This is a genomic window from Caulobacter sp. HMWF025 (assembly GCF_003060965.1).
Classification (GTDB): domain Bacteria; phylum Pseudomonadota; class Alphaproteobacteria; order Caulobacterales; family Caulobacteraceae; genus Caulobacter.
The window spans coordinates 21,279-35,374 of record NZ_QAII01000071.1 but is presented as its reverse complement, the minus strand read 5'-3'; the positions used below and the strand labels follow the sequence as shown (position 1 = coordinate 35,374).

Below are 14,096 nucleotides of genomic sequence, written 5' to 3'. Positions count from 1 at the left end.
GCAAGGTGCTGACGGATCTCGTCATCCCCCTCGACGGCGCGTTGGGCGAAGACTTCGACCAGAAGTCACCCCAGGAGGACGAGGACCTGCTGGATCGGGGGCGAAAGGCCGCCGGCACCGCCGCGCTCGGGGCGGTCGCCAGCGCGGCCCAGGACATGATCCCGTTCCGGGGCTGGGTCCGCAAACTGTCCGGGGCCGAGGCCCATGACCGCCTCGTGCAGAGCGCCATCGCGTCAGGCGTGGTTCGCCGCGCCTATCTCAAGGGTCTGGGAGAAGCGCGCGGCTGCCCCCCCCCGGCTACGCCGCACCACAAGCCGCCGCCGCCGCCCGTGGTCGTCGATCCGGGCATGCCGCCGCCGGTGAACCCGGACGGACCGCGCAAACCCCGCTTCCCGATCAGGTAGCGAGGTGACGGGCAGCGAAGTCGCGGCGGAAGGCTTCAAAGCGGCCTTCGGCAATGGCCGCGCGCATGGCGGCCGTCAGGGCCTGGAAGAAGGCGATGTTGTGCCAGGACAGCAGAACCTGACCGAGGATTTCCTCGGCCTTGAACAGGTGACGCAGATAGGCCTTGGAATAGTCGCGGCTGGCCGGACAGTCGCTGGTCGGATCCAGCGGCGTATCATCCTCGGCATATCTGGCGTTCTTGATGTTGATCGCTCCGTCCCAGGTCCAGGCCTGGCCATGCCGGCCTGAGCGGGTGGGTAGAACGCAGTCAAACATGTCGACGCCGCGCGCCACGGCCTCGACCAGGTCGATCGGCTTGCCGACCCCCATCAGATAGCGGGGCTTGTCGGCCGGCAGCAGGTCCGGCGCATAGTCCAGCACCTCGCACATGGCCGTGTGCCCCTCGCCGACCGCCAGCCCCCCGATGGCATAGCCGTCAAAACCTATATCCTGCAGGCGTTGCGACGACTCCCGGCGCAGGTTTTCGAAGGTCGAACCCTGCTGGATGCCGAACAGCACCTGGCTGTCCCGGGTTCCGAAGGCGGCCTTGGAGCGCGCGCCCCATCGGGCCGAAAGCTCCATGCCCTCGCGCGCCCGCTTCTCCTCGGCCGGCCAGGCGACGCACTCATCCAGTTGCATGACAATGTCGCTGCCCAGCAGGTCGGCCTGGATCTCCATCGACCGCTCGGGCGACAGGACATGCTTGGAGCCGTCGATATGGCTGGCGAAGGTGACGGCCTCTTCGGTGACCTTGCTGATCCCCGACAGGCTCATCACCTGGAAGCCGCCGCTGTCGGTCAGGATCGGCTTGTCCCAGCGCATGAACCTGTGGAGACCGCCCAGCCGCTTCACGCGCTCGGCGGTGGGCCGCAGCATCAGGTGATAGGTATTGCCCAGGATGATATCGGCACCGGTGTCCTTGACCTGGTCGACCGTCATGGCCTTCACGGTCGCCGCCGTGCCCACCGGCATGAAGGCCGGGGTGCGGATGTCACCCCGGGGGGTCTTCAGCACGCCGGTGCGGGCCTTGCCGTCAGTCGCGGCGATCTCGAAGGGAAAGGCAGCCATCAGCAGGTCTCGGGATCAGCGCGGAACAGCAGCGAGCTGTCGCCATAGGAGTAGAAGCGGTAGCCCGTAGCGATGGCCCGCTCATAGGCCTCACGCATCAGGCCCTGGCCGGCGAAGGCGCTGACCAGCATGAACAGCGTCGACTTGGGCAAGTGGAAATTGGTCATCAGCACGTCGGCGGCCCGGAACCGGTAGCCGGGCGTGATGAAGATGGCCGTCTCGTCGGCGAACGGCCGCACGATCCCGTCCTCGCCGGTCGCGCTTTCCAGCAGGCGCAGCGAGGTCGTGCCGACGCAGACGATCCGCCCCCCGGCGGCTCGAACGGCGTTCAGGGCATCGGCGTTCTGCTCGGTCACCTGGCCGTACTCGGCATGCATGCGGTGCTCGGCGACGATGTCGGTCTTGACCGGCAGGAAGGTCCCGGCCCCGACATGCAGGGTGACGAAATGCAGGGACACACCCCGGGTCTTCAAACGCTCCAGCAGGTCCGGGGTGAAGTGGAGCCCCGCCGTCGGGGCCGCGACTGACCCATCCTCGCGGGCATAGACTGTCTGGTAGTCGGACCGGTCCCGGTCATCTTCGGCGCGCTTGGCGGCAATATAGGGCGGCAGGGGCATTTCACCGTGCTGCGCAATGCCGACATCCAGGTCCGCGCCGGACAGCGTGAAGGCCAGCACGACCTCGCCGCCCTCCCCCTTCGACTCGATCGTCGCCGTCAGGGCACCTTCGAGCCCGAAGGCTAGGGGATCGCCGACCTTCAGCCGCTTGCCGGGGCGCATGAAGGCGCTCCAGCGGGAAGGATCGATCCGGCGATGCAGCGTGGCTTCCACAGCAATGGGCGACCCGTCGCCGCCGCCGGTGGTCCGCGCAGCACGCGTGCCGGCCAGCCGCGCCGGAATGACCCTCGTATCATTGAACACCAGGGCATCCCCCGGCTGCAGCAGGTCGGGCAGGTCCCGAACGGTGTGGTCCATGATTCCGGACTGCGGACGGACCACCAGCAGACGGGCGGAATCGCGCGGTTCGGCCGGCCGCAGCGCGATGTTGTCCTCGGGCAGGACGAAATCAAAATCTGAAAGACGCATGGGGCGGCTTCAAGCGCATGGGCGGTGCCTCAGGTCAAGACATCCACCCTATAACGGAGAGGCAATTGCCACGAGACCGCCCCGCAAGCCTCACCTTGCATCCCTGTCTCGCCGCGACCGTGCTATGAGCCGGATATGGGCCTGATCATGCAACTCGTGAGTCTGCTTTTCCGGGGCACGGCGCTCATGCTGGGCCTCGTGGGACTGGCCTTCGCGACGGCCTGCCTTGGCGGCGTGGTCAGTGACCGGCTCGATGCCCTCAGCCATTTCGCGCCCCTCTGGCTCGCCTTCGGTCTGGGTGCCGTCGTCCTCGGCCTGATCTGGGCGCGACGCGCCGAGCGTTGGGCCATTGTCGGGCTAGGCCTGGCGACCGTCGCTGCCTGCGGGGTTCTGATGGGCCCCGAACTTTGGGCGGCAAGCCAGTTCAAGCCCGTGGCCACACGGCCGGGCGACCTCAAGATCGTCCAGTTCAATGCCTGGCACGACAACCGGACGCCGCGCAAAACCCTGCGCTGGCTTCTAGACCAGGATGCCGACGTGGTGATCCTGGAAGAAGGCGGCGGCACCTCGGCCTGGGTCGTGGCCGCCCTGCGCGGCTACTACCCCTTCTCGGTGTCCTGCGACGGCAAGCGCGCCTGTGATACCTGGATCTTCAGCCGCAAGCGCATGGTGGCCCGGGGCGGCATGTATCGTGACGGCCAGCGCTTCGCCGGCGTCTGGGCCACCCTCGCCGACCCAAAGGGCGACTTCAGCGTCGTCGGGGCCCACTATGTCTGGCCCGTCCCGGCTGGACCCCAACAAGCCCAGGTCCGGCTTCTCGCCAAGGCCGTCGACCGCTTCGACCGGCAGAACCTGATCGTTACCGGCGACTTCAATTCAACGCCCTGGTCTTTCACGCTGAAGCGTCAGGACGGGGCCCTGGGGATTCCGCGCCGGACCCTGGCTGTGCCGTCGTGGCCGGCGGGAAAGTTCTCGCGGCTGCTCAATGCACCGCTACCGTTCCTGCCCATTGATCATGTCTATGCCGGTCCGCAATGGAAGACCGTCAGGGTCCAGCGTGGCCCCTCCCTCGGCTCAGATCACTACCCCATCGTCGTGACCCTGCGGCGGTAGGTGAGGTCCGACAGCCATGGCACAGCCCGGGCGGGCGGCCCGGTCTCCTGATCCCAAGGCACAAAAAAGGCCCCGGATTGCTCCGGGGCCCTTTCAGATCAGGAAGGCGATGCTCAGGCGTCGGCAGCGATCTTGGCGCTGACGATCTTGCCCGGGCTGCGCGGCGGCTCGCCCTTGGGCAGGGCGTCGACATGGTCCATGCCGTCGCTGACCTGGCCCCAGACCGTGTACTGGCCATCCAGGAATGTCGCATCGTCGAAGCAGATGAAGAACTGGCTGTTGGCCGAGTTCGGATCGGGCGTACGGGCCATGGAGCAGACGCCGCGCACGTGCGGCTCCTTGGAGAACTCAGCCTTGATATCCGGCTTGTCGCTGCCGCCACGGCCGGTGCCCGACGGATCGCCGCCCTGGGCCATGAAGCCCGGGATCACGCGGTGGAAGACCACGCCGTCATAAAAGCCCTCGCGGACCAGTTCCTTGATGCGCTCGACGTGGCCGGGAGCCAGGTCAGGACGCAGGGTGATCGTGACCGGACCGCTCTCGAGGGTCAGGATCAGGGTGTTTTCGAGGTCGGCCGACATGGGCAATCCTTGAGTGTCGAAGGGTAGGCGCGCTTCTAGCCCGGTTTTGCCGCCGCTGTGAACCGCGTTTGCACCCGAAGCTGTGACACCTCAGCGGACCTCGACGGGAAGGTCGAGGTCGCAGACCGAGAAATCGGCCCCTTTCAGGGCCCGCACCCGGCGGACTTCTGCCGTGAACCAGGGGCCCTTCGGGTCGATGACGCGGACCTTCGGGCGCTCGGACTCCGGAATGTCCGACAGCAGCCGCACCCGGTCCATGCGGTCCTGCGGGACCGGAACCGGCTCACCGGTCTTGATCGCGCGGATGGCCGACAGGCCGCTGATCACCCGGCCAAAGGCGGTGTAGCGCTTGTCCAGCGAGGGATAGGGCTGCCGCATCAGGAAGAACTGGCTGTTGGCCGAGTTGTTGTCCTCGTCGCGGGCCATGCCGACCACGCCGGGGCAATAGGTTCCCCAGGCGGCGACCTTGCCGTCAGACGTCACCTCGTGCCAGCTCCAGTTCTGGCTGACGACCGGGAAGGTGCCGATCAGGCCGACCTCAAGACCAGCCGGGGCCGCGACCGGCGTAAACGGCGTCGCGGCGTCGCGGCGGAAGGTGAACTCGGCTTTCAGGTTGGGCTTGTCCGTGCCGCCGTCGCCGGTGTCCTTTGGATCCCCGGTCTGGGCCATGAACCGGTCGATCACCCGGAAAAAGGTCCGGCCGTCATAGATCCCGGCCCGGGTCAGCTCCTGCAGGCGCGCCACATGGCCCGGGGCCACGGCCGGCACCAGTTCGACCAGAACCCGGCCCCGGCTGGTCTCGATGACCATGACCGTCTCGGGGGCCGGAACGCGCCAGTCCGCCTCGGTCGGCTTGGAAGGCTTGCTCGGTTGCGGAGCCGCAACGGCCGATCCGGCCAGACCCGTAAGAACCAGACCGTAGGCCAGGGCGCGCTTGAGCATCATTTCACCTGAACAGGAATCTCGACGTCGCAATTGGTGAAGCTTGCGCCCAGCTCGGCGCGGCGCTTGGCGACCAGCGCCGCAAAGGCCGGTCCGCGCGTGTCCATCACCTGGATGGTCGGGCGCTTGTCGGCCGGAAGATCGGCCAGCAACCGGACGGTCAGCATGCGATCCTGCGGGTCCTTGACCGGCTCGCCCGCCTTGATCGCCCGCACGGCATCGAGGCCGGACAGGACACGACCGAAGGCGGTGTAGGTCTTGTCCAGCGACGGATAGGTCTGGCGCATGAAGAAGAACTGGCTGTTGGCGCTGTCGGGGTCACCGGCCCGCGCCATGCCCAGAACACCGGCGCAGAAATTGCCCCAGGCGGCGACCTTGCGGTCGGCCGTCATCACCGCAAGGGCGGAGGGCTGGCTGGTCACCGGCAGGACGCCGATGAAGCCGGTCTCATTGCTGCCCGCCTTGCCGGCCCCGGCCAGCGGGACCGAAGCGTCACGGCGGAAGGTGAACTCGGCCTTGAGGTCCGGCTTGTCCGAACCGCCGGTGCCGGTGTTCTGCGGATCACCCGTCTGGGCCATGAAACTGTCGATGACCCGGAAGAAGGTCAGACCGTCATAGAAGCCGGCCTGAACCAGCTCGCGCACCCGCGCGTAGTGAGCCGGCGTCGCGACCGGATCCAGCTCGGCAATGATACGGCCCCTGTTGGTCTCGATCACGAGCACGTTCTGGGGATCGGGCGTGCGCCAGTCCCCCGCCTTCGGCGCCACCGCCGGTGCGGTCTGGGCCATGGCGGTCGTCGCGAGGAACGACAGGGCGACGGCGGAATAGGCAAGCTTCATGAAGGTCCCCGAAAGATCGTCCCGGCGGCGTAGAACGCCGCCGCCCGCGCGGCAAGCCCGCCGGCGCGTCCAGTCCCCTTGAAGCTTAAGATTCCGGCCGGATCACGGCCGATCCGTCACCGGCGTCAGGTCTTGCGCAGTTTGGCGACCAGTTGCTCGCCCACGCCGGCGGGCACAAACTTGGAGATGTCGCCCCCAAGCGCGGCGATTTCCTTGACCAGACGCGAGGCGATGGCCTGGTGACGCGGGTCGGCCATCAGGAACACGGTCTCGATCTCGCGATCCAGCTGCTGGTTCATGGCCGTCATCTGGAATTCGTACTCGAAGTCCGCCACAGCCCGCAGGCCGCGCACGATCATCTGGGCGCCGACGTCCCGCGCAAAATGCATCAGCAGGCTGTCGAACGGGCGAACCTCTATCTCGGCCAGCTTCGAGAGGTGGGCGGTCTCCTGCTCGAGAATCGCCACCCGCTCCTCCAGCGAGAACAGCGGACCCTTGCCGATGTTCACCGCTACACCGATGACCAGCTTGTCCACCAGCTTCACGGCTCGACCGATGATGTCGAGGTGTCCGTTGGTAACCGGATCAAACGTTCCGGGATAAAGCCCGATCCTCATGCAACCCCCTGCGTTTCAGCGCTTACGGGGTCTCGTCCGCCCCGCTTGGTTCGCCTGTTTCATCAGCCTCGCCGCCACCGGCATCGGCCAACCGCTCAACACTTACGACGTGCTCGTCTTTCGCGGTGCGGAAGACGGTTACGCCCTGAGTATTCCGCGCTGCAACACGAATTTGCGCGACGGGGCACCGTATCAATTGTCCGGCGTCTGTCACCAGCAGGATTTCGTCGCTGTCCTCGACCGGGAACGAGGCTGCCAGACGGCCGCCGCGCTTGGAGAGATCCTGGGCCGTCAGGCCCTGCCCGCCCCGTCCGGTGCGGCGATAGTCATAGGCACTGGTGCGCTTGCCGAAGCCCTCGGAGGACACGGTCAGAATGAACTCCTCGGCGGCACCCAGTTCGGCGATCCGCTCCGGCGTCAGGCTGGCCTCGCCGACCTCCTCGTCAGCCTCTTCCGGTGCCGGGGCGTCCTCGCCCTCCTCACCGGCGGCCCGCAGCATGGCGCGGGCATGTTTCAGATAGGCGGCGCGCTCGGCCGGTGTGGCGTCGACGCCGCGCAGGATGGCCATGTTGATCACGCTGTCGCCGTCGGCGAGCTTCACGCCGCGGACGCCAGTGGAATCGCGGCTGGCGAACACGCGCACCTCGTCGGCGGAGAACCGGATGCAGCGGCCCACGGCCGTGGTCAGCAGGATGTCGTTCTCGGTTCCGCAGACCCCGACGCCGACAATGCCGTCGCCCTCGTCCAGCTTCATGGCGATCTTGCCGTTGCGGCGCACGTCCACGAAGTCGGAGAGCTTGTTGCGACGGACGCTGCCCGAGCGGGTGGCGAACATCACGTCCAGACGATCCCAGGTGCTCTCGTCCTCGGGCAGGGTCAGGATCGAGGTGATGGTTTCACCCGGCTCGATCGGCAACAGATTGACGAAGGCCTTGCCGCGCGAATTGGCGGCCCCCAGCGGCAGGCGCCAGACCTTCAGCTTGTAGACCTTGCCGCCCGAGGTGAAGAACAGCAGCGGGGCGTGGGTCGAGGCCGAGAACACGCGGGTGACCGCGTCTTCGGTCTTCGTCGCCATGCCCGACTTGCCTTTGCCGCCCCGGTGCTGGGTGCGGTAGTTGGCCAGCGGCGTACGCTTCACATAGCCGCCCATGGTCACGGTGATGACCATGTCCTCACGGACGATCAGGTCCTCGTCTTCAACATCAGCGTCGCCGTCGACGATCTGGCAGCGGCGTGGCACGGCAAACTTTTCGCGCACCTCGACCAGCTCGTCACGGACGACGGCCATGATGTTGGCCCGGTCGGACAGCAGCTCCAGATAGCCGCGGATGGCTTCGGCCAGGGCCTGGGCCTCATTGCCGATTTCCTCGCGGCCGAGGCCGGTCAGACGCGACAGGGTCAGGGCCAGGATAGCGCGGGCCTGTTCGTCGGTCAGACGGATCAGCCCGCCGTCTTCCTTCAGGGTGCGCGGATCGGCGATCAGCTCGACCAGCGGCAGCATGTCACCGGCCGGCCAGGACTTGGCCACCAGACGCTCGCGCGCCTCGGCCGGATCCTTGGACGAGCGGATGATGTGGATGAACTCATCGATATTGGCGACGGCGATGGTCAGGCCGACCAGGACGTGGCCACGATCGCGAGCCTTGCCCAGCTCGAACTTGGTCCGCCGGACAACGACTTCCTCGCGGAAGTTGACGAAGACCTCGACCAGCTGGCGCAGGCCCATCTGTTCAGGACGCTTGCGGTTCAGGGCCAGCATATTGACGCCGAACGAGCTCTGCAGGGCCGTGAAGCGGTAGAGCTGGTTCAGGATCACGTCGCCCGAGGCGTCGCGCTTCAGCTCGACCACGATGCGCATGCCGTCGCGATTGCTCTCGTCGCGGATGTCGCTGACGCCTTCGATCCGCTTTTCGCGGACCAGTTCGGCGATATGCTCGACGAGATTGGCCTTGTTCACCTGGTAGGGAATGGCCGTGATGATGATCGCCTCGCGCCCGGCGCGGATCTCCTCGACGCTCGCCAGACCCCGCATGATCACCGAGCCGCGCCCGGTCAGCAGGGCCTGACGCGGGCCGCTGCGGCCGATGATCTCGCCGCCGGTCGGGAAGTCAGGTCCCGGGACCAGGTCGAGCAGGGTTTCAGCACTCACGTCCGGATCGTCGACCATCGCCAGGCAGGCGTCGATCACTTCGCCCAGATTGTGTGGCGGGATGTTGGTGGCCATGCCCACCGCGATGCCGCCGGCACCGTTGACCAGCAGGTTCGGAATCCGCGACGGCAGGACCGAGGGTTCCTGCTCCTTGCCGTCATAATTGTCCTGGAAGTCGACAGTGTCCTTGTCGAGATCGGCGAGCAGCGCCAGGGCCGGCGGGGCCATCCGGCACTCGGTGTAGCGCATGGCCGCCGGCATATCGCCGTCGACCGAACCGAAATTGCCCTGACCGTCGATCAGGATCAGCCCCATCGAGAACGGCTGGGTCATCCGGACCAGGGTGAAGTAGATCGAGGAGTCACCGTGCGGGTGATACTTACCCATCACGTCACCGACCACGCGGGCCGACTTCACATACGAACGGTCCGGCGTATGCCCTTGTTCGTGCATGGAAAACAGTACACGGCGGTGGACCGGCTTGAGCCCGTCGCGCGCGTCCGGAAGGGCGCGGCTGACGATGACGCTCATCGCATAGTCCAGGTACGAACGGCGCAGTTCGTCCTCGATGAAGATCGGGGCGATATCCCCTCGCGGCCCTTCGGGAGGGGTAGTGATTTGATCGTCGCTCAAGGGGATTTTTCGCCGTCAGAATCGGACACGGAACTGTCCTAAACTGTTAGCATTCCTACAGGGTGGGCGCCACCTTTCCAGGACAGACATCGCCCCTGGCCGCTTGTTTTTGAAGGATTTCCCATGCGCTCAGCCGCTGCTTCAGCTGCCCTTGCGATCGCCTGCCTGACCGGTGCGACAACCGCTCCAGCCCTCGCCCAGCTCCCCCAGGCCTCCACCGTCGCGATCAAGGACGCGGATGGCCACGACCTCGGCTTCGCGACCCTGACGGACGCCCCTCGTGGCGTGATGGTGCGGATCGAACTCAAGGGCCTGACCCCGGGCTGGCATGGGCTGCACTTCCATGAAAAGGGCGACTGCGGCACCCCCGATTTCAAGTCGGCCGGCGCACACGTCCACACCACAACCGCGGTGGTGCACGGTCTGCTCAATCCCGACGGCAACGATAATGGCGACCTGCCCAACCTCTTTGCCGGGGCGGACGGCTCGGCGGTCGCCGAGCTCTATTCGCCACTGGTATCGCTCAAGGGTGCCGGTGGACGCCCTGCCCTGCTGGACACGGACGGCTCGGCCATCGTCGTTCATGCCAACGCCGATGACTACAGGTCCCAGCCGATCGGCGGGGCCGGAGCGCGGATCGCCTGCGGCGTGATCAGATAAGAGGTTCCGCGCAAGCGGACCTCTGGCGGGTCGGGATCAGGCCGTTTCGGCGGCCATGGCCTCGGCTCGCGCGGCCCGCTTCTCGGTCAGGGCCACCAGCGCAACCCCCACCAGGGTTGCGCCGCCGCCGATCAGCAGTTGCGGAGTAAGCTTGTCGCCCATGAACAGGATGCCGATGGTGCAGGACACCAGCGGGGTCAGCAGGAAGTAGGGCGTCACGCGTCCGGCTTCGCGCCGCTGAACCAGCCAGAACAGCAGGGCGCTGGCCCCGATCGTCGAGACGATGCCGGCAAATGCGACGCAGAGCCAGGCCAGGGTCGGCGCGGTCGTTACGCGCTCGACGACCCGGGGCTCGAAGGCGAAGGACAGGGCGATCAGGCTGGGCGCGGCAACAAGAGCCGTCAGGCCCTGCATCTTCAGGGGTTTCACACCGGGCGTCATGCGGACCAGAACCGTGGCGACCGCCCAGCAGGCGCAGGCCAGGACCACCAGGACGAGCGCCGGCAGGTTCCCGCCCCCGTGCGGATCAAGGCTCATCCAGGCTACACCGACAAAGGCGACCACAAGTCCGGCAATGGCCGGCCAGCGCATGGTCTCGCCCAGCATCTTCCAGGCCGCCAGGGCGGTGAACGGGATCCACAGCTGGCTGGCGACCACCAGCGGGCTCAGCGACTTGGACATGCCGAAAGCCACATAGATCAGGCCGAAATGGATCGGCCCTGACAACAGGATAATCCCCATGAGCCGCCGTGGCTCCGGGAACGGCGGCCTGACGAAGGCGATCAGGAAGATCAGCGCCAGGGCAAACCGCAGCCCTCCCACCATCATTGGCGGCAGATAGGCCGTCGCCACCTTGGCGGCGGCATTGTTCAGCCCCCAGGTCAGGATGATCGCCAGGATCGCAAGGCGCTCAAGACCGGACAGGGGTGAATTGGCGGGCATGGCCCGCTTGGATCAGACCCGACCCGTCAGGTCAATTGACGCTTATCCCACGCCGACGATCTGCCGCACGGCCCGGGTCAGGAGGGCCAGATCCGCATCCGGAGTCATAAAGGCCGGGGTCAGATAGATGACCTTGCCCATCGGCCGGATCCAGACACCAGCTTCGGCAAAACGCGCGCACAGGTCACCGACCGGCACCGGGTCGGCGAACTCGACGACACCGATCGCCCCCAGCACCCGGACATCGACCACGCCCTTCCCCGCGCGACAGGGCTCCAGCCCTTCAGCGAGCGCTGACGAGACGCGTGCCACGTCCGCCCGCCAGCGGCCGTCCTCGAACAGGTCCAGAGAGGCGTTGGCCGCCGCACAGGCCAGCGGATTGGCCATATAGGTCGGCCCATGCATGAGGGCCGCTTCGGGATCGTCGGACAGAAAGGCCTGGAACACCCGCGATGAGGCCACCGCCGCCGACAGCGGCAGGGTCCCGCCGGTCAGGGCCTTGGACAGGGTCACGATGTCCGGCTCGATGCCTGCCGCCTGCATGGCAAACATCGACCCCGTTCGGCCAAAGCCGGTGAAGATCTCGTCGAAGATCAGCAGCACGCCGTGGGCATCGGCCAGCCGGCGCAGGGCCCGCAGGGTGTCGGGGCCATGCAGCAGCATGCCGCCCGCCCCCTGCACCAGCGGCTCGACCAGGATGGCGGCGATCTCCGGGCCTCGTTCAGTGAGCAGGGCGTCGAGGGCGGCCTCACCCGCCGCATCGCGCGGAAGGTCGGCGATGACCTGGGCGGGCATGACGCCGGTGAACAGGCTGTGCATCCCCTCCTCGGGATCACAGACCGTCATCGTCGCCAGGGTGTCGCCGTGATAGCCGCCCCGGAACGAGAGGAAGCGGCTCCGGCCCCGCTCGCCGCGATTGATGTGGAACTGCAGGGCCATCTTCATGGCGATCTCGACCGCGACCGAGCCCGACTCGGCAAAGAAGGCGTGGTTGAGATCGCCCGGCAGCAGGTCGGCCAGCCGCGCCGCCAGCCGGTAGGCCGGCTCATGGGCCAGGCCGCCGAACATCACATGCGGCATCCGGGCGATCTGCGCGGTCAGGGCCCCGGCGATGTGGGGATGGTTGTAGCCATGACAGGCCGTCCACCACGATGCCAGGCCATCGACAAGTTCCCGCCCGTCGGCAAGGACCAGACGCGCGCCATGCGTCGCCACCACCGGCAGGGGCGGACGGGCCGTCTGCATCTGGCAATAGGGCCGCCAGACATGGGCCGCGCCACGCGTCATCCAGTCCGGGTCGGGGGTCGCCATCGACGATCCTCTCATTGCTTCAATGGGGGGCCTTGCCTATGTCGTGCGCCCACGCTTCGCAAACAGGAAACAGCATGCAGAGCCTAGAGGCCTTCGCCGGCGGCAAGCTGGCCGCCCTTGAGGCCGGCAGTCTTCGCCGCACGCTGCGGCCGACCCGTCGCTTCGCCGACGCCATCGTCGAGCGCGACGGCCGGCGGCTGGTGTCGTTCTCCTGCAACGACTACCTGAACCTGTCGCAGCATCCGGCCGTTCGCGCCGCCGCCGCCGAAGCGGCCCTGAACTATGGCGCCGGGGCCGCCGCTTCGCGGCTGGTCACCGGCGACCATCCCCTGCTCGGCGACCTTGAAAAGCGCCTGGCGCGCCTGAAGGGCACCGAAGCCGCCTGCCTGTTCGGATCGGGATACATGGCCAATCTGGGCGTCATTCCCACCTTCGCCGGCCCCGGCGACCTGATCCTCGTTGATGCCCTGGCCCATGCCTGCATCTGGGCCGGGGCCAAGCTGTCCGGGGCCCGGGTGATCGCCTTTGCCCACAATGACATGGCCGATCTGGAACGCATTCTGGTCGCCGAACGGGCCGGGGTCCGGCATGTGCTGGTGGCGACCGACGGCGTGTTCTCGATGGACGGCGATCTGGCCCCCCTCGACAGGCTTTCAGACCTCTGCACCCGCCATGATGCCTGGCTGCTGTCCGACGACGCCCACGGCGTCGGCGTCCTGGGCGAGGGACGCGGGTCGGCCGCCCTGTTCCCGCAGGCCCACATCCCGCTGCAGATGGGGACCCTGTCCAAGGCCCTCGGCTCGTTCGGCGGCTATCTGTGCGGCTCGCAGGCCGTTGTCGACCTGCTGAAGACCCGGGCCCGGACGGTGGTCTATGCCACCGGCCTGCCCCCGGCCTCGGCGGCAGCGGCCCTGGCGGCCCTCGACCTGATCGAGGCCGAGCCCGAATTGACCGCCCTGCCCCTCGCCAGGGCCCGGGCCTTCACGGAGGCCGTCGGCCTGCCGCCCGCCCAGAGCCCGATCGTGCCGGTGATCATCGGCTCGGCCACCGCCGCCCTGGCCGCCTCGACCCGGCTGGAGGCCGAGGGCTTTCTCGTCGTCGCCATCCGCCCGCCGACCGTTCCCGACGGCACGGCCCGCCTGCGCCTGGCCTTCAGCGCCGCCCACACCGAGACCGACATCGCCCGCCTCGCCGGCCTTGTCCGCCAGATCCTCGCCGAGGTCGCATGAAGAGCCTGTTCGTCGCCGGCACCGGCACCGATATCGGCAAGACCCACGTGGCCTGTGCGCTCCTGACCTCGGTCATCGCCGGGGGCATGACCGCTGATGCCTTCAAGCCCGTGGTCAGCGGTTTCGACCCTCTGGATCCGGCCTCCAGCGATCCGGCCCGGCTGGCCGTGGCCCTCGGGGAGCCCAACGCCCTCAACCGCATCTCGCCGCTGCGCTACCGCGCCGCTCTGGCCCCGAACCTGGCCGCGCGGCTGGAGGGCGAGGTGCTCGAGCTCGACGCCCTGATCTCGGCCTGCCAGGCGAGGCTGGCGCGTCCGGACCGCGACCTGCTGCTGATCGAGGGGGCCGGCGGCGTCATGTCACCGCTGACGGACACCGCGACCAATCTCGACCTGATGGTCGCCCTGACCCTGCCGGTCCTGCTGGTGGCCGGGTCCTATCTGGGCACGGTCAGCCACGTCCTGACCGCGCTGGAGGTGGTCC

13 protein-coding genes and 1 pseudogene are annotated in these 14,096 nt (G+C 67.5%); 5 read left to right on the top strand and 9 right to left on the bottom strand.

Annotated features, from left to right (window positions below; genetic code table 11):
• Window positions 1–404: pseudogene (locus tag DBR10_RS08870) on the top strand (hypothetical protein); the annotation flags it as partial.
• Here DBR10_RS08870 and tgt read toward each other — a convergent pair.
• Both tgt and queA read right to left on the bottom strand, forming a co-directional pair.
• Window positions 397–1,512, bottom strand: coding sequence for a tRNA guanosine(34) transglycosylase Tgt (tgt, locus tag DBR10_RS08865; protein ID WP_108504169.1), 1,116 nt, complete (start codon window positions 1,510–1,512; stop codon window positions 397–399). The pseudogene DBR10_RS08870 and the gene tgt overlap by 8 nt on opposite strands.
• Window positions 1,512–2,597: a tRNA preQ1(34) S-adenosylmethionine ribosyltransferase-isomerase QueA gene (gene queA / locus DBR10_RS08860; RefSeq protein WP_108504168.1), complete on the bottom strand. Its 1,086-nt coding sequence runs from the start codon at window positions 2,595–2,597 to the stop codon at window positions 1,512–1,514. Before queA ends, tgt begins: the two co-directional genes overlap by 1 nt.
• Window positions 2,598–2,744: 147 nt before the next feature.
• Between queA and DBR10_RS08855 the strand changes: the two genes are divergently transcribed.
• Window positions 2,745–3,710 carry an endonuclease/exonuclease/phosphatase family protein gene (locus DBR10_RS08855; RefSeq protein ID WP_335582550.1) on the top strand — a complete coding sequence of 322 codons (966 nt, stop codon included), beginning with the start codon at window positions 2,745–2,747 and terminating at the stop codon, window positions 3,708–3,710.
• Window positions 3,711–3,823: 113 nt separating this feature from the next.
• On the opposite strand, the gene DBR10_RS08850 is transcribed toward DBR10_RS08855, so the two are convergent.
• From DBR10_RS08850 to gyrA, 5 genes are all read right to left on the bottom strand, one after another.
• Window positions 3,824–4,291 (bottom strand): peptidylprolyl isomerase, encoded by a 468-nt coding sequence (locus DBR10_RS08850; RefSeq protein WP_108504167.1) that lies wholly within the window; start codon window positions 4,289–4,291, stop codon window positions 3,824–3,826.
• A gap of 90 nt (window positions 4,292–4,381) precedes the next feature.
• On the bottom strand, window positions 4,382–5,236 hold the full coding sequence (locus DBR10_RS08845; RefSeq protein WP_108556267.1) for a peptidylprolyl isomerase: 855 nt from the start codon (window positions 5,234–5,236) through the stop codon (window positions 4,382–4,384).
• Window positions 5,233–6,072 carry a peptidylprolyl isomerase gene (locus DBR10_RS08840; protein ID WP_108556266.1) on the bottom strand — a complete coding sequence of 280 codons (840 nt, stop codon included), beginning with the start codon at window positions 6,070–6,072 and terminating at the stop codon, window positions 5,233–5,235. Before DBR10_RS08840 ends, DBR10_RS08845 begins: the two co-directional genes overlap by 4 nt.
• 125 nt (window positions 6,073–6,197) lie before the next feature.
• Window positions 6,198–6,689: a pantetheine-phosphate adenylyltransferase gene (gene coaD / locus DBR10_RS08835; protein ID WP_108504166.1), complete on the bottom strand. Its 492-nt coding sequence runs from the start codon at window positions 6,687–6,689 to the stop codon at window positions 6,198–6,200.
• Between the two features lie 22 nt (window positions 6,690–6,711).
• On the bottom strand, window positions 6,712–9,471 hold the full coding sequence (gene gyrA / locus DBR10_RS08830; protein WP_108504165.1) for a DNA gyrase subunit A: 2,760 nt from the start codon (window positions 9,469–9,471) through the stop codon (window positions 6,712–6,714).
• 123 nt (window positions 9,472–9,594) lie between these two features.
• Here gyrA and sodC point away from each other — a divergent pair, with 123 nt between their 5' ends.
• Window positions 9,595–10,131 carry a superoxide dismutase[Cu-Zn] gene (gene sodC / locus DBR10_RS08825; RefSeq protein WP_108504164.1) on the top strand — a complete coding sequence of 179 codons (537 nt, stop codon included), beginning with the start codon at window positions 9,595–9,597 and terminating at the stop codon, window positions 10,129–10,131.
• A 36-nt stretch (window positions 10,132–10,167) separates the two neighbouring features.
• On the opposite strand, the gene DBR10_RS08820 is transcribed toward sodC, so the two are convergent.
• Window positions 10,168–11,073, bottom strand: a complete 906-nt coding sequence (locus tag DBR10_RS08820; RefSeq protein ID WP_108504163.1) for a DMT family transporter — start codon at window positions 11,071–11,073, stop codon at window positions 10,168–10,170.
• 42 nt (window positions 11,074–11,115) lie between these two features.
• Window positions 11,116–12,384, bottom strand: coding sequence for an adenosylmethionine--8-amino-7-oxononanoate transaminase (locus tag DBR10_RS08815; RefSeq protein WP_108504162.1), 1,269 nt, complete (start codon window positions 12,382–12,384; stop codon window positions 11,116–11,118).
• A gap of 74 nt (window positions 12,385–12,458) precedes the next feature.
• Here DBR10_RS08815 and bioF point away from each other — a divergent pair, with 74 nt between their 5' ends.
• The gene (gene bioF / locus DBR10_RS08810) at window positions 12,459–13,613 is read left to right on the top strand and encodes an 8-amino-7-oxononanoate synthase (RefSeq protein WP_108556265.1); all 1,155 of its coding nucleotides are present in this window, start codon (window positions 12,459–12,461) and stop codon (window positions 13,611–13,613) included.
• On the top strand, window positions 13,610–14,096 hold a 487-nt coding region (bioD, locus tag DBR10_RS08805; RefSeq protein ID WP_199225318.1), incomplete at its 3' end, for a dethiobiotin synthase. The genes bioF and bioD, both read left to right, overlap by 4 nt.